Genomic DNA, 17,345 nt, shown 5'->3' with positions numbered 1-17,345 from the left:
AATAATAAGAAGGCGGGGCTATGACTTCCTTGAGCACTCATCATCAGGACAAGGCGACCTTTCTCGAACGCCTGATCTTCAACAACCGCCCGGCAGTGATCGTGATCTGCCTGCTGGTCAGTATTTTCCTGTTCTGGCAGGCGACGCTGATCCGGCCGTCCACCAGTTTCGAAAAAATGATCCCGCTCAAGCATCCGTTCATCGAGAAGATGATGGAGCACCGCAACGATCTGACGAACCTGGGCAACACCGTGCGCATTTCGGTGGAGGCCAAGGACGGTGACATCTTCTCCAAGGAGTACATGGAGACCCTGCGCCAGATCAACGACGAGGTGTTCTACATCTCCGGCGTCGACCGTTCCGGCCTGAAGTCGCTGTGGAGCCCGAGCGTGCGCTGGACCGAGGTGACCGAGGAAGGCTTTGCCGGCGGTGAAGTGATCCCGCAGAGCTACGACGGTTCCCAGGACAGCCTCGACATGCTGCGCAACAACGTGCTCAAGTCGGGTCAGGTCGGGCGTCTGGTGGCCAACGACTTCAAGTCGAGCATCGTCGACATTCCGCTGCTGGAGTCCTACCCGGACCCGCAGGACCAGGGCAAGTTGCTGGCGCTGGACTACCGCCAGTTCTCCCATGAACTGGAAGACAAGATCCGCAACAAGTTCGAAGCGCAGAACCCCAACGTCAAGATCCACATCGTCGGTTTCGCCAAGAAGGTCGGTGACCTGATCGACGGTCTGGTGATGGTGGTGATGTTCTTCGGCGTCGCCTTCGTCATCACCCTGATTTTGCTGCTGTGGTTCACCAACTGCCTGCGCAGTACCGTGGCGGTGTTGAGCACCACGCTGGTGGCGGTGGTCTGGCAACTGGGGTTGATGCACTTCTTCGGTTTCGGCCTCGATCCGTATTCGATGCTGGTGCCGTTCCTGATCTTCGCCATCGGGATTTCCCACGGCGTGCAAAAGATCAACGGTATCGCCCTGCAATCGAGCGAGGCGGACAACGCCCTGACCGCCGCGCGGCGTACGTTCCGGCAACTGTTCCTGCCGGGGATGATCGCGATTCTCGCGGATGCGGTGGGCTTCATCACGCTGCTGATCATCGACATCGGCGTGATCCGTGAACTGGCCATCGGCGCGTCCATCGGCGTGGCGGTGATCGTGTTCACCAACCTGATTCTGCTACCGGTGGCGATTTCCTATGTCGGCATCAGCAAGCGTGCGGTGGCCAAGAGCAAGAAGGACGCTAACCGCGAACACCCGTTCTGGCGCCTGCTGTCGAACTTTGCCAGCCCGAAAGTCGCACCGGTGTCCATTGCGCTCGCTCTGATCGCCTTCGGTGGCGGCCTCTGGTACAGCCAGAACCTGAAGATCGGCGACCTCGACCAGGGCGCGCCGGAACTGCGTCCGGACTCGCGCTATAACAAGGACAACAACTTCATCATCAACAACTACTCCACCAGTTCCGACGTACTGGTGGTGATGGTCAAGACCAAGTCCGAAGGCTGTTCGCGCTACGAAGCCATGGCGCCGATCGATGAGCTGATGTGGAAAATGCAGAACACCGAGGGCGTGCAGTCGGCGATCTCGCTGGTGACCGTGTCCAAGCAGATGATCAAGGGCATGAACGAGGGCAACCTGAAATGGGAAACCCTGTCGCGCAACCCGGACGTGCTGAACAACTCCATCGCCCGTGCCGACGGCCTGTACAACAACAGTTGCTCGCTGGCGCCGGTGCTGGTGTTCCTCAACGATCACAAGGCTGAAACCCTGGATCGTGCGGTGCATGCGGTGCAGGAATTCGCCAAGGACAACAACAAAGAAGGTCTGGAATTCATCCTGGCGGCCGGTAACGCCGGGATTGAAGCGGCCACCAACGAAGTCATCAAACAGGCCGAACTGACCATCCTGGTGCTGGTGTACATCTGCGTGGCGGTGATGTGCATGATCACCTTCCGTTCTTGGGCGGCGACTCTGTGCATCGTGCTGCCGCTGGTATTGACCTCGGTACTTGGCAACGCGCTGATGGCGTTCATGGGCATCGGCGTGAAGGTTGCGACGCTGCCGGTGGTGGCGCTGGGCGTGGGAATCGGCGTGGACTACGGCATCTACATCTACAGCCGTCTGGAAAGTTTCCTGCGTGCCGGCCTGCCGTTGCAGGAAGCCTATTACCAGACCCTGAAATCCACCGGTAAAGCGGTGCTGTTCACCGGTCTGTGCCTGGCCATCGGTGTGTGCACCTGGATCTTCTCGGCGATCAAGTTCCAGGCCGACATGGGCCTGATGCTGACCTTCATGCTGCTGTGGAACATGTTCGGTGCGCTGTGGCTGTTGCCGGCACTGGCCAAGTTCCTGATCAAGCCGGAGAAACTGGCGGGGCAGAAGGGGAACTCGTTGTTTGCTCACTGATTGGGCCGCTGAAACGAAAAAGCCGCAACTTTAGGGTTGCGGCTTTTTTATGGGGCAAGCGGTCTCAAGTCTTAAGAAATTTCAGTACCAAGCACAACACTCAAAGCGCTCCGCGCATCATCCAGTTGCACCAACGTCGCATGCCGAGCCCCCAACGCATCCCGGTTCTCGATCGCCGTCAAAATCGCCTTATGCCGAGGCAACGCCAGTTCATGCAGATTCGGCCGCTGGTTCGAATGCTTCAACGCCTCGGCAATCGCCACCGACAGCATGTTGCACAGATTCGCCAGCAAGTCGTTATGGGTCGCATCGGCGATGCGGCTGTGGAAATCCAGATCCGGTTGCAGCAACGCTTCCGGCGTCGGCGCGGCTTCCATGCGCTGGTAGGCTTCGCCGATGGCGGCGATGTCGGCATCGGTGGCGTGTTGGGCGGCGAGGGCGGCAGCGGCCGGTTCAATGATGCTACGCACGCTGGTCAGCACATTGAAGAATTCATTTTGCGGGCTGCTTTGCATCAGCCAGTGCAATACGTCCGGGTCGAGCATGTGCCATTCGCGGCGCGGCTTGACCACGGTGCCGACGCGCGGCTTCGAGTACACCAGCCCTTTGGCCACCAACACCCGCGTGGCTTCGCGCAACACCGGCCGACTGACCGCGTACTCCTCGCAGAGCAAGGCTTCGGCGGGCAGTTTGTCGCAAGGCAAAAAGCGTCCGGAAACAATCTGCATGCCCAGTTCCTGGACGATGCGCGAGTGCATGCTTTTGCGGTCGGAAGGTTTGCGGTAATCCATGGGGCGCGGGGCGATCCTGAACGATGGAGATGCCGCGCATCATAGCAGGCACCACACAATCTTGAGGCAGATACAGCGCAAATGTGGGAGCGAGCTTGCTCCCACAGGAGGCATGGTGGTGTCAGTGCGAGTGGCGAGGGACCTCAGCACCTCGACAACCCACCAGGAAGTCAAAATCACACCCCTGATCCGCCTGCAGCACATGGTCGATGTACAACTGACGATAACCCCCCACCAACAACGGCTGCGGCGGTTGCAGATCCGCCATGCGTGCCGCCAGTTCAGCGTCCGGAATGTCCAAGTGCAAACGCCCGCTGGCGCAGTCCAGCTCGATCCAGTCGCCTTCTTTCACTGCCGCCAAAGGCCCGCCGGCCGCCGCTTCCGGGGCGACGTGCAACACGACGGTGCCGTACGCTGTGCCGCTCATGCGAGCGTCGGAGATGCGCACCATATCCGTCACGCCCTGGGCCAGCAGCTTGGCCGGCAAACCCATGTTGCCGACTTCGGCCATGCCCGGATAACCCTTCGGCCCGCAGTTTTTCATCACCAGAATCGAGTTCGCATCGACGTCCAGCTCCGGGTCGTTGATCCGTGCCTTGTACAGGTCGAAGTTCTCGAATACGACCGCGCGACCACGGTGTTGCATCAGTTCCGGTGTGGCGGCGGATGGCTTGAGCACTGCGCCCAGTGGCGCCAGATTGCCGCGCAACACACAGATGCCGCCGTCAGCGCGGATCGGATTGTCGAGGGTGCGGATCACTTCGTCTTCACCGTAGATCGGCGCGTCCTTGGTGTTCTCGCCGATGGATTTACCGTTGACGGTCAGCGCGTTCGGATTCGGAATCAGATTGGCTTCGCCGAGGCGGCGCAATACGGCCGGCAAACCCCCGGCGTAGTAGAACTCTTCCATCAGGAAACGCCCTGACGGTTGCAGGTCGACAATGGTCGGCATGCCGCGACCCATCCGGGTCCAGTCGTCCAGATCCAGCTCGACGCCAATGCGTCCGGCGATGGCTTTGAGGTGAATCACCGCGTTGGTCGAACCACCAATCGCCGCGTTGACCCGGATCGCGTTTTCGAAGGCTTCCTTGGTGAGGATCTTCGACAGCTTCAAGTCTTCACGAACCATCTCAACCGCGCGCATGCCGGACATGTGCGCCAGCACATAACGCCGCGCATCCACCGCCGGAATCGCCGCGTTGTGCGGCAGGGACGTGCCCAGTGCTTCGGCCATGCAGGCCATGGTCGAGGCTGTGCCCATGGTGTTGCAGGTGCCGGCCGAGCGGGACATGCCGCCCTCGGCCGCGAGGAAATCGTCAATCGTGATGGTGCCGGCCTTCACCTGTTCACTGAGCTGCCAGACCACCGTGCCGGAACCAATGTCCTTGCCCTTGTGCTTGCCATTGAGCATCGGCCCGCCGGTGACGACGATGGCCGGCACGTCGCAACTGGCCGCGCCCATCAGCAGGGCCGGGGTGGTCTTGTCGCAACCGGTCAGCAGCACCACGCCGTCAATCGGGTTGCCGCGAATCGCTTCCTCGACGTCCATGCTCGCCAGGTTGCGGGTGAGCATGGCGGTCGGGCGCAGGTTCGATTCGCCGTTGGAGAACACTGGGAATTCCACCGGGAATCCGCCGGCCTCGATCACACCGCGTTTGACGTGCTCCGCGATCTGGCGGAAGTGCGCGTTGCACGGGGTCAGTTCCGACCAGGTGTTGCAGATGCCGATGATCGGCTTGCCGTGGAACTGATGGTCGGCGATGCCCTGATTCTTCATCCAGCTGCGGTACATGAAGCCGTTCTTGTCGGCCGTGCCAAACCATTGGGCGGAGCGCAGGGTGGGTTGCTTATCAGACATGATCGATTCTCTTATTGTAAGACTATTTTTTGCAAGCTTCGGCTAAACATAAGCGCAAAATCGGCGCTTTGGAAGTGTTGTTGGGTAATTAGTATTACTATATAGTCGTTTTCGATGGAGGGATGGCCCTGGCGGTTTTCCGCGAGAGGCGTCCCCCGAGGTTCCATAAAAACAACAATCGGAGACCGATCTCATGAGCCAGGAACTGCGGCTTGTCCGGCGCATCACGCTGAAACTGATTCCCTTCCTGATCCTGCTGTACCTGATCGCCTATGTGGATCGCTCCGCCGTCGGCTTCGCCAAGCTGCACATGGGCGCCGACATCGGTATCGGCGATGCCGCCTACGGCCTCGGCGCCGGGCTGTTTTTCATTGGCTACTTTCTGTTGGAAATCCCCAGCAACCTGATGCTCGAACGCTTCGGTGCGCGGCGCTGGTTCGCGCGGATCATGATCACCTGGGGCGCGATCACCATCGGCATGGCGTTCGTTCAGGGCCCGCACAGTTTCTACGTGATGCGCTTTCTGCTCGGCGCGGCGGAGGCGGGGTTCTTTCCCGGCGTTCTGTACTACATCACCCAATGGTTCCCGGTGCGCCATCGCGGCAAGATCCTCGGGCTGTTCATCCTTTCCCAACCCATCGCGATGATGATCACCGGCCCCGTGTCCGGCGGCTTGCTGGGCATGGACGGCATTCTCGGTCTGCATGGCTGGCAGTGGCTGTTCATCGTCATCGGCACCCCGGCGATCCTGCTGACCTGGCCGGTGCTGCGCTGGCTGCCGGACGGCCCGCAGCAAGTGAAATGGATGGATCAGGCCGAGAAGGACTGGCTGACCGGCGAGCTGAAAAAGGATCTGCAGGAATACGGCCAGACCCGCCACGGCAATCCGCTGCATGCGCTCAAGGACAAACGCGTGTTGCTGCTGGCGCTGTTCTATCTGCCGGTGACCCTGAGCATTTATGGCCTTGGCCTGTGGCTGCCGACCCTGATCAAACAGTTCGGCGGCAGCGATCTGGTGACCGGTTTCGTGTCGTCGGTGCCATACATCTTCGGCATCGTCGGCCTGTTGATCGTGCCACGCAGTTCCGACCGCATGAATGATCGCTACGGGCATCTGGCGGTGCTCTATGTGCTGGGCGCCATCGGCCTGTTCCTCAGTGCCTGGCTTTCGTTGCCGGTGGCGCAATTGGCGGCGTTGTGTCTGGTGGCGTTCGCGCTGTTTTCCTGCACGGCGGTGTTCTGGACCTTGCCAGGGCGCTTCTTCGCCGGTGCCAGTGCGGCGGCGGGTATTGCCTTGATCAACTCGGTGGGCAACCTCGGCGGCTACATCGGCCCGTTCGTGATCGGCGCGTTGAAGGAATACACCGGCAACCTCGCTTCGGGCCTGTACTTCCTGTCCGGGGTGATGGTGTTCGGGCTGGTTCTGACGGGCATCGTCTATCGCTTGCTGGAGCGCAAACACGTATTGCCGGTTGATCAGTTCGCCGCCAGTGCTCGCGGTGCGACCCGCACCTGATATCGATCCAGGATTTGTCTTAACAGGAGAACATCATGCATCTGGTTCAATTCGAATTGAGTAACGGCGAGCGCCGCGTCGGGGTGGTCGAGGACGGTCTGGTGCGTGAAGTGCAGGATGCGCGCACGGTGCGCGATCTGGCACTGGCGGCGATCGAGGCTGGCGGCACGCTGGCGCAACAGGTGCAGACCCTCGGTCTCGGCATCAGCCACGATTACGCCGAGCTGTTGGCCAAGCTGCGCATCCTGCCGCCGCTGGATCACCCGGACCCAGCGCACCTGCTGGTCAGCGGCACCGGCCTCACGCACCTCGGTAGCGCGTCGGCCCGAGACAAGATGCACCAACAGGCCGGCGACGAAGCGGCGATGACCGACACCATGCGCATCTTCAAGTGGGGCGTGGAGGGTGGCAAACCGGCGGCGGGGCAGGCCGGGGTGCAACCGGAATGGTTCTACAAGGGTGACGGCAGCATCGTTGTGCGCCCCGGTCAGCCGTTCCCGCTACCGCCATTTGCCGAAGACGCCGGCGAGGAGCCTGAGATGGCCGGCCTCTACATCATCGGTCACGACGGCAAGCCGTATCGCCTCGGTTTCGCGGTGGGCAACGAGTTCTCCGATCACGTCATGGAGCGCAAGAACTACCTGTACCTGGCCCACTCGAAATTGCGCAGTTGCAGCTACGGCCCGGAGCTGCGCGTGGGTGAATTGCCGCAGCACCTGGCCGGTACCAGCCGCATCCTGCGCGACGGCGAAGTGCTGTGGCAGAACGAGTTCCTCAGCGGCGAGGCCAACATGTGCCACAGCCTGGCGAACCTTGAATACCACCACTTCAAGTACAGCCAGTTCCTGCATCCCGGTGACGTGCATATCCACTTTTTCGGCACGGCGACCCTGTCGTTCGCCGATGGCATCCGCACTCAGCCGGGCGATGTGTTCGAGATCAGCCAGGCCGAATTCGGCGCGCCGCTGGTCAATGGCATCGCCCCGGTTGAAGCCGTTTTCCAACCGGACAGCATCGGCACCCTTTAAGGAGATCCCATGACTCAGATTCTCGGTCACAACTACATCGGCGGGCGTCGCAGCGCGGCGGGCAACGTCAAGCTGCAAAGCGTCGACGCCACCTCGGGCGAAACACTGCCCCACGATTTCATTCAGGCTACGGAAGGGGAAGTGGATGCGGCCGCCAAAGCGGCTGCTGCTGCGTATCCCGCCTATCGCAGCCTGAGCGCCGAACGCCGCGCGCAGTTTCTCGATGCGATTGCCGATGAGCTGGATGCGCTGGGCGATGATTTCGTCGCCGTGGTTTGTCGCGAAACAGCGTTGCCTGCCGGGCGGATTCAGGGTGAACGCGGACGCACCAGTGGCCAGATGCGGCTGTTCGCCAAAGTGCTGCGACGCGGTGATTTTTACGGTGCGCGCATCGACCTGCCGCTGCCGGATCGTCAGCCGCTGCCGCGCCCCGATCTGCGTCAATACCGCATCGGCCTCGGGCCTGTGGCGGTGTTCGGTGCCAGTAACTTTCCGCTGGCATTCTCCACCGCAGGCGGCGACACCGCGTCGGCGCTGGCCGCCGGCTGCCCGGTGGTGTTCAAGGCTCACAGCGGCCACATGGCCACGGCCGAACTTGTGGCCGATGCGGTGATTCGGGCGGCAGAAAAAACCGCGATGCCGGCCGGTGTGTTCAACATGATCTACGGCGGCGGAGTCGGCGAGTGGCTGGTCAAGCATCCGGCGATTCAGGCCGTGGGCTTCACTGGTTCGCTGCGAGGTGGACGGGCACTGTGTGACATGGCCGCAGCGCGTGCGCAACCGATCCCGGTGTTCGCCGAGATGTCGAGCATCAACCCGGTAATCGTTCTGCCCCAGGCCCTGACAGTTCGTTCGGAAACTGTTGCCCGTGATCTGACCGCGTCGGTGGTGCAGGGCTGCGGTCAGTTCTGTACCAACCCGGGTTTGGTGATCGGCATTCGCTCGCCGCAGTTCACGGCATTCATTGAGCAGGTCGCGGCGTTGATCGGCGACCAACCGACGCAAACGATGCTCAATGCCGGCACCCTCGGCAGCTACGGCAAAGGTCTGGAAAAACTGTTGGCGCATGCCGGCATCGAGCATCTGGCCGGTAATCCGCAGCAGGGCAGTCAGGCGCGGCCGCAGCTGTTCAAGGCTGATGCCAGCCTGTTGATCGACGGCGATGAAGTGCTTCAGGAAGAAGTGTTCGGCCCGACCACAGTGATCGTTGAAGTGGCGGATCAGGCGCAACTGAGCGCGGCGCTGCACGGCCTGCATGGACAACTCACCGCGACGATCATCGGCGAGCCGGCGGACTTCGTGCAGTTCCCGGAACTGACGCCGTTGCTGGAACAGAAGGTCGGGCGGATCCTGCTCAACGGTTACCCGACCGGTGTCGAAGTGTGTGACTCGATGGTCCACGGCGGGCCGTATCCGGCGACGTCCGATGCTCGCGGCACCTCGGTCGGCACCCTGGCGATCGACCGTTTCCTACGCCCGGTGTGCTTCCAGAACTATCCCGACAGCCTGCTGCCGGAACCGCTGAAAAATGCCAACCCGCTGCGCATTCAGCGGCTGGTGGATGGCAAACCCTCGCGCGAGGCTCTCTAAGCCGGGCCGTCGGGCCTTGTGTGGGCAAGCTCCCCTAAGGCCCGGCGGTCACATTGAGCTATCATTGCCACTTTCCCCCTGAAAGACATGATTGCCATGACTGCCGTAACCGACACCCTTCTCAACGCCCTCGAACACTGCGGTATGGTCGAAATCGACGGCCTGCACGCCTTCGAATTCGCCCTCGATGAAGACGACAATCTGCACATCGAGTGCATCGATGGCCGAACGGCCAGGCATTGGGAGTTCACGCCGGCTCAGGTTGAAGCGGCGACGTTTGACCAGGACCTGCAGAGCTGGTTGATCGTCGGTTTTGCCAGCGACACCAAAACCGTCGGCGAACACCGTCTGATCTGCCTCGGCGATGTACTCAGCAGCGCCGACGACGAGGATGAAGCCGAATGAACATGCGTAAATTCTGGCCATTGTTGATTGCCGGCAGCGTCGGTGCGATGGGCCTTTCCAGCGCGTCAGCCGAGAGCTTCCAGTTGCTGGTCGGCTCCTACACCGCCGGCACCAGCCAGGGCCTCTACCGGATGAACTTCGACAGCGCCACCGGCCAGATCGATGCCAAGCCGCTGCAAGTGATCAAGAGCGAAAACCCGTCGTGGCTGACCCTGTCCAAGGATCAGCACCGGGTGTTCGTGGTCAATGAAAACGGCCCTGGCCAGAAAGACCCGGTCGGTCGCGTCAGCAGCTATTCCATCGATCCGAAAACTCATGCGCTGACCCTGATCAATCAGGTCCAGAGCCTGGGCAACGAGCCGACCCATTCGAGCCTCAGCGGCGACGCCAGCCATCTGTTCGTCAGCAACTATTCCGTGGTCGAAGATCCGGGCGGCACCCTCGCGGTGTTGCCGGTCGGCAGCGACGGCAAACTCAAACCGGTGGTGCAGATGAGCGCTCACCCGGCGAGTCGGGTCAACCCTGAACGTCAGGCCTCGAACCATGTGCACTCGACGATTTCCTCGCCGGACGGTCGTTATGTGTTCTCCAACGACCTGGGCGCAGACAAAGTCTTTGTCTACCAATTCGACCCGAAAGCCAATCCGGACCTGCCGCTGACCCCGGCGAAAACCGCTTCGGTGCAACTGCCAGCGGGTAGCGGGCCGCGTCATCTGCTGTTCAGCGCTGACGGCAAGCATGCCTGGCTGACCATGGAAATGAGCGCGCAGGTTGCGGTGTTCGACTACAACGACGGCGTGCTGACCCAGACGCAAATGGTCGACCTGGCGGCCGGCCAGCCGACCTCGGACAAAGCCGCTGCGGCGCTGCACGCGTCTGCCGATGGCAAATTCCTCTACGTCAGCAACCGTGGCACCGCCAATCAGCTGCTGGTGTTCGCCATCGACCCGGCCACCGGCCAGCTCAAGGAGCTGCAACGGCGTTCGGTGGAAGGCGATCACCCGCGCGAGTTCAGCCTCGATCCGAGCGGTAAATTCCTGCTGATCGCCAACCAGAAGAGCAACCAGATTGTTGTGGTTGAACGCGACGGCAAGACCGGTCTGCTCGGCAAAACCGTGCAAAAACTGCCGATGGACGCCCCGAGCGACCTCAAGTTTCTGCTGCGTCAATAAGCCGCAGGCCCCGGTCTACGGGGCCTGAAGCTTTGTATTAATCCTGCTGATAACAGGTAATGGTGCAAAGCATTTCAAGCGAGCGACCCTCGAGCGTTAAGTTTGCTTCACGGCCCAACCGGGCAAGCAAGCCAACCGAACACGAGGGTTACCGCCATGAACTTCAATCTCTTCTCGATCATCGCCGCTTCCGCCATCTCCGCCACCGTTGCTCTGCCAGCCAGCGCCAACGTTGAAATCAGCGACAAAAAATCCCACACCCAGAGCTACACCCAGAAATACCTGCAACAGAGCGCCAACTTCTACGCCGCCCTGGATCACAAAGCTCAACACTGAAATTTCCGTCACGTCCTGGAACTGCCCAAGGCTGCGATCCTTTGATCTTGTTTATCAAAAGCAAAATCAAAAGATCGCAGCCTTGGGCAGTTTTTTGCGTGCGCACCGACAGGTAATAGGTATTTTCAAACGGCGGGATAGACCGGCTAAATAATCAACGAAGCTGATGGTTACTATGCCAAACCCTGAGTGGTTACCCCGGCTTTTTTGATTGATTCTGTGGGCGTCGAAACATTGTCCACGGAGCACACATCATGGCCAGTTCAATCATCACTTCCGCCAAACGCGGCGCCTACCTGGCCATCGGTCTGTACCTGGTCATGGTGCTGTTCGTCAGCCTCTCGTCCCAATCGCAGCACAGCTTCGATACACCGATCCAGATCGCGCATCCCGGCGTCCAGTTCGAACTCCGCTCGCAAAGCGCAGCGGTGGATTCAGTTGAACTCGCGGGAGCCGTCGGAGCATGAAAGGCTACAGATTCTGGATCATCGCCGGTCTGGCGATCATGACCAACGGCACGTCTCTTCTGGGATTCGGTCAGGGCTCGGTCGGCGGTCTGGCCCGGGCCATAGAGGCCAACCACACCATCGCCCACAACATCGAACGCGCCAATGCGTTGGGGCTGCTGGCCGGCAATCCACCCGTGAAAACCTCGGCCGAGTTCTTCGGGCCGTTCGAGGTGGATTGCTCGGCGATAGGGATGTGCGAAGTGTTGGCGTAAGCGCTTACTTTTTCATGATGGCGGTGAACAGATCTGATTCCAGGAACCGCTGCAACCAACCCTGCAACCGCACGTAAGGTGTCTGAGCAAACCATTCGCGATCGACATGGGCGAACTGGCGAACGAAGGGCAGCAGCGCGATATCGGCCAGGCAAGGATGATCGCTCAACAAGTAGTCGCGGCCTTCGAGCAACTCATCCAGCTTCTGCAGGAACAACGCACCTTCGGCGCGATAAACCTCCATCGGTTGTTCCGGATAACGCTCGGCGTACTTGTAGCGATTCAGGTGCACCTTGAACACTTGATCGTTGGTTTCGATCAACTCGGCAATCCGTGAGTCCCCACCCAGCAACCAGCCCTGCGGATCGTTCTGCGCCAGTGCCCAGCGCATGATCTCCAGACTCTCATCGATTACCTGACCCTCCGCATCCAGCACCGGCACCGTGCCCTTGGGCGAGATCGCCAGCATCTCGGCCGGTTTGGCCTTGAGGCTGACTTCGACGATCTCCACCGGCACGCCCGAATAACGCAGGGCCATCCGCGCGCGCATCGCATACGGGCAGCGGCGGAACGAATACAGCGTGTTCATTTCACCTCCAGTGTGCTCAAACCATTGCCCTGGCGCTGTACCTGAATCTGCACCGGAATCCGCTCATGCATTTCCTGCACGTGGGAAATCACCGCGACCTTGCGGCCCTGCGCCTGCAAGCCGTCGAGGGCGTCCATCGCCAGTTGCAGGGATTCCGGATCGAGGCTGCCGAAGCCTTCGTCGATGAACAGCGATTCGATTTTCAGCGTGCTCGACGCCATCGAGGCCAGGCCCAGTGCAAGCGCCAGCGACACCAGGAAGGTTTCGCCGCCGGACAGCGAATGCACCGAACGCAGTTCGTCGCCCATTTCGGTGTCCATCACCAGCAGGCCGAGCATGCTGCCGCCACGTTTCAGGCGATAGCGCTTGACCAGTTGCCGCAGCTGCACGTTGGCGTGATGCACCAGCAGGTCGAGGTTGTAGGCCTGGGCGATCTTGCGGAAGGTGTCACCGGTGGCCGAGCCGATCAAGGCATTGAGTCGCGCCCAGCGCTGATACTCGGCATAGGCGTCGGCGATCTGCTGCGACAGCGCGGAATTGGCGTTTTGCCGGCGCTGATCTTCGACTTGCTCGGCACGCAGCTCGGCGCAGAGCTGTTCGCTCGCGCTGCACTGGTTCTGTACGTCGGCGAGGGCGACAGTGAGTTGTTCGGCTTCGAGGTTGCCGTTGTGCTGCGCCTGATGTTCGAGCAACTGGCGATCACGTTCCTGCAACAGCACTTTGGCGTGTTCCAGGGCTTTTTCGTTGCGCTGCAAACGCTCGCGCAACTCGCCGACCTGCGCGTCGTCGACCCGCAACAGATCTTCGAGGCCGCCGTCATCCAGTTCCGGATGGCGAGCACGCCAGTCGGCAATCTTGCCGGCCAGATCGCGCTCTTCGGTTTCCAGCGCCTGCCAACGCTCCTGCTGCGCTTTGAGTTCGGCGGCGATTTGCACGAGTTGCGTGTGCACGCCTTGCAGTGCCTGAGTCGTGGTGGATTTGGCGTTGCGTGCCTGTTCTACCGCCAGTTCAAGCTGCTGCTGCCAGTGTTCGGCGCAGTTGTGATCGCCCAGCAATTGCGTCAGTTTCTCTTGGCTGGCCTGTTGCTGAGCGGTCAGCGCGTTGAGTTGCTGTTCAGCGTTTTGCAGTTGCTGCACGCGGCTTTGCTGACGATCCTGTTCCTTCTCAAGCGTCTGCTGGCGTTGTTGTTGCTCAGCCAGTTCTTCCTTTTGCTGATCGACTTGCGCCAGTCGCTCGGCGATCTGCCGGTCAAGCTGCATGAAGGTCGCGGCCGGCTCGGCGCGCAGGGCTTCGTGAGTCTCGGAGGGCAGCAGCGTGGCGAAGGCTGCGAGCTCTTCGTCCAGACGCTGCCGGTCAGCGCTCAGCTCGCGCTGTTGATTGCTCAGGTGCTGCGCCGCTTGCTGGTGTGCGGTTTCGGCGTGACGCAATTGCTGGGTCAGGCGCGCCGCATCCTGTTGCAAGGTGAGCAGGGCCGCCTGACGCTGTTCGTCCTGGGTGATGCTCTGGTTCAGTTGATCGTTCTGGCGAGCGAGCCAGGCAGCGCGTTTGTCGCTGTCCTGATTCAGCAACTGAGCTGCCAGCGGATGAGCCTCGATGCTCGGCGTCAGCGTTTGCTGTTGTGCCGCCAGTTGTTCCTGCTGTTGCAGCAACTCTTTCTGTTGGGCAATCACACCACCGACGTTGGTACGCAGCTCGCTGAGTTTTTCCTTCAGTTGATCGACCGCTTGCTGCGCGCTGGCCTGCTCGCTTTCATCGTGACGACCGAGGCTTTGCAGCAGAGCTTCCGGCTGGTGATAGGGGTGTTCGTTGCTGCCGCAAACCGGGCACGGCTGGTCGTCCTGCAATTGCGCACGCAGCTCTTCGACACTGGCACTGCGGGCCAGGCGCTGGCGTTCGAGCAGTTCGCGGGTGACGTTAAGGGTTTGTTCGGCAACGGTCAGTTCGGATTTGGTTTTCACCCCGTCCTGGGTCAGGCGCTCGCGCTCCTGTTGCGCATCGAGCTGACGCTGTTGCAGCTCGGCACCACGTTTGTCCAGATCCTGCTGACTGGCCCAAAGGCGTGTCAGGTCTTCGACGGCGCGCAGTTGCTTGCGGTTGTCCTGCAACAGCGTGCCGAGGATGCCGATCTGCTCGGCGACGGCGTCCGGCTCGGCGCCGGCCTCCTTGAACAGCACTTCAAGCTGCTGCTTTTGCGTGGCCAGCTCTTCGGTGGCGCGGGCGGCGTTCTGTTCGAGATTCGCCAGTTCGCTCTCGCCCTTGTTCAACCGGTTGCCGATCAGCATCAGTTGCTGCAAGCGGTCGCGGTAGGCATTCCAGGCTTCGCTCAACGGTGCCAGATGAGCACTTTGCTCAAGATCGGTGGCAATACGTTGCAAGCGTTCGGCGACCATTTTCTGTTGGTCGAGCAGGGTCTGGATTGCGCTCTGGCCCTGAGTGCAGGCCTGTTCGGCGCTCTGCTTCGCTTCGGCGCCGGAGGCGACTTCCCTGGCGAGGCGGGCGAGGGTGCTTTGTTCATCGAAGGCCTGACGCAACAGCGGCGCGCTTTCGCTCTGTTGCGTCTGTGCCTGGGTCAGGGCGATTTGTGCGGCACTGAGGTCTTGCTCAAGTTGAGTCTGGCGTTCAGTCAGCTCGCCTTGTTGCTGGGTGTGTGCGCTGATTTGCGCCGCCAATGGCGTCAGTAGTGAATCGATCTCAGCCTTGCGGGCGAACTGATGCCGTTGCGGGGCGAGTTGTTCCAGACGTGTCAATCGCAGGCGTTCGCCGGCCAGCGTTTCGCGCTCGTGTTCGGCGCTCTGCAGTTGCTCGGCGGCCGCCTGCTGCGCGTCCTGCAACAGGTGCAGATCCTTGAGCCAGGTGTGTTGTTGCTCAAGCTGTTTGAGCTGGGCCTGCTGCAACTTCAGTTGCTGCTGGGCGGCGTTGAAGCGTTCGTCGAGTTCGGCGCGAGCCTCGGGCGGCAGCGGGGTCACGCCGGTGGCTTGATCCTGCAACTGTTTGTGGGCTTCGCGCGCCTCTTTGGTCTTGTCGAATGCGCGCCGGCCGAGGCGGGTGTAGAGCGCCGTATCGGTGAGTTTTTCCAGCAGTTCGCTGCGGTCGTTGTCATCGGCCTTGAGGAACGCACTGAACTCGCTCTGGGCCAGCAGCACGGCGCGGGTGAACTGTTCGAAATTCAGGCCCAGTGCTGCTTCGAGCTGAACCTTGTATTCGCCTTTCTGGCTGGCGAGCAGTTGATCCTGATCGATGTCGCGCAGGCTCTGACGGCTGGCCTGCAACTTGCCGCCGGCCTTTTCCCGGGCGCGGTTGGCTTCCCAGCGAGCGCGATAACGGCGGCCATCGACGCCGACAAAATCCACTTCGGCAAAACCTTCACCCGTGCCGCGCCGCAGCAGTGTGCGTGGGTCGCCAGTGGCGATTTCGCCGTCGGCGTCCGGCACCTTGGCGTCACGGCTGGTGTTGTTCAAACGCGGCACAGAGCCAAACAACGCCAGGCACAGGGCATCGAGCAAGGTACTTTTGCCGGCACCGGTCGGGCCGGTGATGGCGAACAGACCGGCGCTGGCCAGCGGTTCGGCGGTGAAGTCGATCTCGAACGGGCCGGCCAGCGAAGCAAGGTTCTTCAAACGAATGGCGAGAATCTTCATGGCTGCTCGCCCTCCATTTGTACGTCTTGCAGCAGTTCGGCGAAGTCCTTGAGGGTTTGCTCATCGACCTCGTTGCCGTAATTGTCGAGCCAGGCGCGGCTGAACAATTCCTGCGGGGTGAGTTGGTCCAGTTCGATCAGCGCGCTGCTGTCTTCTGTGCCGTCAGCGCCACGGTTGCCCGCGTACTCCGCCGCGATCCGCACCAGTCGCACGGCTTTGCCTTGCAGGGCGCTTTCGACTTGATGGCGCAAGTCTGGCTGTGGCTCATCGAGTCGGACTCGGACTTCCAGCCACGGCTGGCGCTGGGTTTCGGCCAGCAGGTCGATGTTCGGCAGGTCGGCCAGTTGCAGCAGGATTTCCGCCAACGGCGCAGGGCCGAGACGTTGCAGATTGACGGAGCGGGGAATCAGCATTGACTCGACGCTGACCAGGGTTTCGCCGTCCAGAACGACGTCGAGCACCTGATGCTGATAACTGATTTCCGAAAACGACAACGGGATCGGCGAGCCGCTGTAGCGAATCCGTTCTTCACCGTTGACCTTCTGCGGCTTGTGCAAATGACCGAGGGCGACATAGCTGATGCTCGACCCGAACAGGCTGGCCGGCAGGGCTTCGGCGTTGCCGATGATCAGACTGCGTTCGGAGTCTTCCGACACCGACCCACCGGCCATGTGCGCATGACTGATGGCGACCAGTGCCTGGCCCGACTGGCGCTTGGCGTTGGCCGCTTCGATCAGCCATTCATGCACCTGGCCAATACCGCGCAGATAGTTGTCACCCAGATGCGCGCCGGTCACTTCGGCAGGCCGCAGGAACGGCAGCGCGAGGCACCACGCGGCGATCTCGCCGGACGCATTCGGCAGCGGCAGCAACAAGCGTTCCGCATCGAGCTGGCCGTCGTCGAGCCACAATACCCGACCCAACGCATGGGTGCGCAAACGCCGCATCAAGGGCGCGGGCAACTCGATCCGCGAGCCGGAATCGTGGTTGCCGGCGATCATCACGATAGTCAGCAACGGCTGCTGCTCGTGGGCGCTGACGATGAAGTCGTAGAGGCGTTCCTGGGCTTTGACCGGCGGGTTCACCGTGTCGAAGATGTCGCCGGCGATCAGCAGCACGTCCGGCTGCACCAGCTTCAATTGGCGCAGCAGCCACTCGAGGAAGCATGCATGCTCGAAATCGCGCTCCTGGCCGTGCAGGTTTTGCCCAAGGTGCCAGTCGGAGGTGTGAAACAGACGCAAGGCAAACTCCGCAACAGAAATAGATGATGGCCGCGTGCAATGGAATGGCGGCTGG

14 protein-coding genes are annotated in these 17,345 nt (G+C 61.2%); 9 read left to right on the top strand and 5 right to left on the bottom strand.

Annotated elements, in window-relative coordinates; translation table 11 throughout:
• Window positions 1-20: 20 nt before the first annotated feature.
• Entirely contained in the window at window positions 21-2,405 is a 2,385-nt protein-coding gene (locus tag AC1RME_RS08110) for an efflux RND transporter permease subunit (RefSeq protein ID WP_096820060.1), read from the top strand.
• 71 nt (window positions 2,406-2,476) lie between these two features.
• Here the strand turns inward: AC1RME_RS08110 and AC1RME_RS08105 are convergent, their stop codons facing one another.
• Both AC1RME_RS08105 and AC1RME_RS08100 read right to left on the bottom strand, forming a co-directional pair.
• Window positions 2,477-3,196 (bottom strand): FadR/GntR family transcriptional regulator, encoded by a 720-nt coding sequence (locus tag AC1RME_RS08105; RefSeq protein WP_096820059.1) that lies wholly within the window; start codon window positions 3,194-3,196, stop codon window positions 2,477-2,479.
• Window positions 3,197-3,317: 121 nt separating this feature from the next.
• Window positions 3,318-5,054 (bottom strand): IlvD/Edd family dehydratase, encoded by a 1,737-nt coding sequence (locus AC1RME_RS08100; protein ID WP_096820058.1) that lies wholly within the window; start codon window positions 5,052-5,054, stop codon window positions 3,318-3,320.
• Between the two features lie 193 nt (window positions 5,055-5,247).
• Between AC1RME_RS08100 and AC1RME_RS08095 the strand changes: the two genes are divergently transcribed.
• From AC1RME_RS08095 to AC1RME_RS08060, 8 genes are all read left to right on the top strand, one after another.
• The gene (locus tag AC1RME_RS08095; RefSeq protein ID WP_096820057.1) at window positions 5,248-6,570 is read left to right on the top strand and encodes an MFS transporter; all 1,323 of its coding nucleotides are present in this window, start codon (window positions 5,248-5,250) and stop codon (window positions 6,568-6,570) included.
• Between the two features lie 35 nt (window positions 6,571-6,605).
• Complete coding sequence (gene araD1, locus AC1RME_RS08090; protein ID WP_493072397.1) at window positions 6,606-7,598, top strand: AraD1 family protein; 993 nt, start codon at window positions 6,606-6,608, stop codon at window positions 7,596-7,598.
• Between the two features lie 9 nt (window positions 7,599-7,607).
• On the top strand, window positions 7,608-9,188 hold the full coding sequence (locus AC1RME_RS08085; protein WP_096820055.1) for an aldehyde dehydrogenase (NADP(+)): 1,581 nt from the start codon (window positions 7,608-7,610) through the stop codon (window positions 9,186-9,188).
• Window positions 9,189-9,284: 96 nt separating this feature from the next.
• Window positions 9,285-9,593, top strand: coding sequence for a DUF5629 family protein (locus tag AC1RME_RS08080; protein ID WP_096820229.1), 309 nt, complete (start codon window positions 9,285-9,287; stop codon window positions 9,591-9,593).
• The gene (locus AC1RME_RS08075; protein ID WP_096820054.1) at window positions 9,590-10,765 is read left to right on the top strand and encodes a lactonase family protein; all 1,176 of its coding nucleotides are present in this window, start codon (window positions 9,590-9,592) and stop codon (window positions 10,763-10,765) included. Before AC1RME_RS08080 ends, AC1RME_RS08075 begins: the two co-directional genes overlap by 4 nt.
• Before the next feature lie 156 nt (window positions 10,766-10,921).
• Window positions 10,922-11,101, top strand: a complete 180-nt coding sequence (locus tag AC1RME_RS08070; RefSeq protein ID WP_011334602.1) for a hypothetical protein — start codon at window positions 10,922-10,924, stop codon at window positions 11,099-11,101.
• Between the two features lie 254 nt (window positions 11,102-11,355).
• Entirely contained in the window at window positions 11,356-11,568 is a 213-nt protein-coding gene (locus AC1RME_RS08065) for a hypothetical protein (RefSeq protein ID WP_096820053.1), read from the top strand.
• On the top strand, window positions 11,565-11,822 hold the full coding sequence (locus AC1RME_RS08060) for a hypothetical protein (protein ID WP_096820052.1): 258 nt from the start codon (window positions 11,565-11,567) through the stop codon (window positions 11,820-11,822). The genes AC1RME_RS08065 and AC1RME_RS08060 overlap by 4 nt, the downstream gene beginning before the upstream one ends.
• Before the next feature lie 4 nt (window positions 11,823-11,826).
• Here AC1RME_RS08060 and AC1RME_RS08055 read toward each other — a convergent pair whose 3' ends face one another.
• Genes AC1RME_RS08055 through AC1RME_RS08045 form a run of 3 tightly spaced genes read right to left on the bottom strand, consistent with a single transcriptional unit; the run spans window position 11,827 to window position 17,290 of the window.
• Entirely contained in the window at window positions 11,827-12,411 is a 585-nt protein-coding gene (locus AC1RME_RS08055) for a glutathione S-transferase (RefSeq protein ID WP_096820051.1), read from the bottom strand.
• On the bottom strand, window positions 12,408-16,049 hold the full coding sequence (locus AC1RME_RS08050) for an AAA family ATPase (RefSeq protein ID WP_096820050.1): 3,642 nt from the start codon (window positions 16,047-16,049) through the stop codon (window positions 12,408-12,410). The genes AC1RME_RS08055 and AC1RME_RS08050 overlap by 4 nt, the downstream gene beginning before the upstream one ends.
• Window positions 16,046-17,290: an exonuclease SbcCD subunit D C-terminal domain-containing protein gene (locus AC1RME_RS08045; RefSeq protein WP_096820049.1), complete on the bottom strand. Its 1,245-nt coding sequence runs from the start codon at window positions 17,288-17,290 to the stop codon at window positions 16,046-16,048. Before AC1RME_RS08045 ends, AC1RME_RS08050 begins: the two co-directional genes overlap by 4 nt.
• Window positions 17,291-17,345 lie beyond the last annotated feature (55 nt).

The organism is Pseudomonas sp. GW822-FHT03F08, assembly GCF_058801265.1.
Note: the sequence above shows the minus strand (reverse complement) of the source record. Positions and strands in the feature narration are given on the sequence as shown.

Coding starts and splice junctions, on each gene's coding strand:
- AC1RME_RS08065 (WP_096820053.1), top strand. CDS start 11,356: ATGGCCAGTTCAATCATCACTTCCGCCAAACGCGGCGCCTACCTGGCC.
- AC1RME_RS08105 (WP_096820059.1), bottom strand. CDS start 3,196: ATGGATTACCGCAAACCTTCCGACCGCAAAAGCATGCACTCGCGCATC.
- araD1 (WP_493072397.1), top strand. CDS start 6,606: ATGCATCTGGTTCAATTCGAATTGAGTAACGGCGAGCGCCGCGTCGGG.
- AC1RME_RS08075 (WP_096820054.1), top strand. CDS start 9,590: ATGAACATGCGTAAATTCTGGCCATTGTTGATTGCCGGCAGCGTCGGT.
- AC1RME_RS08080 (WP_096820229.1), top strand. CDS start 9,285: ATGACTGCCGTAACCGACACCCTTCTCAACGCCCTCGAACACTGCGGT.
- AC1RME_RS08110 (WP_096820060.1), top strand. CDS start 21: ATGACTTCCTTGAGCACTCATCATCAGGACAAGGCGACCTTTCTCGAA.
- AC1RME_RS08055 (WP_096820051.1), bottom strand. CDS start 12,411: ATGAACACGCTGTATTCGTTCCGCCGCTGCCCGTATGCGATGCGCGCG.
- AC1RME_RS08060 (WP_096820052.1), top strand. CDS start 11,565: ATGAAAGGCTACAGATTCTGGATCATCGCCGGTCTGGCGATCATGACC.
- AC1RME_RS08070 (WP_011334602.1), top strand. CDS start 10,922: ATGAACTTCAATCTCTTCTCGATCATCGCCGCTTCCGCCATCTCCGCC.
- AC1RME_RS08095 (WP_096820057.1), top strand. CDS start 5,248: ATGAGCCAGGAACTGCGGCTTGTCCGGCGCATCACGCTGAAACTGATT.
- AC1RME_RS08085 (WP_096820055.1), top strand. CDS start 7,608: ATGACTCAGATTCTCGGTCACAACTACATCGGCGGGCGTCGCAGCGCG.
- AC1RME_RS08100 (WP_096820058.1), bottom strand. CDS start 5,054: ATGTCTGATAAGCAACCCACCCTGCGCTCCGCCCAATGGTTTGGCACG.
- AC1RME_RS08050 (WP_096820050.1), bottom strand. CDS start 16,049: ATGAAGATTCTCGCCATTCGTTTGAAGAACCTTGCTTCGCTGGCCGGC.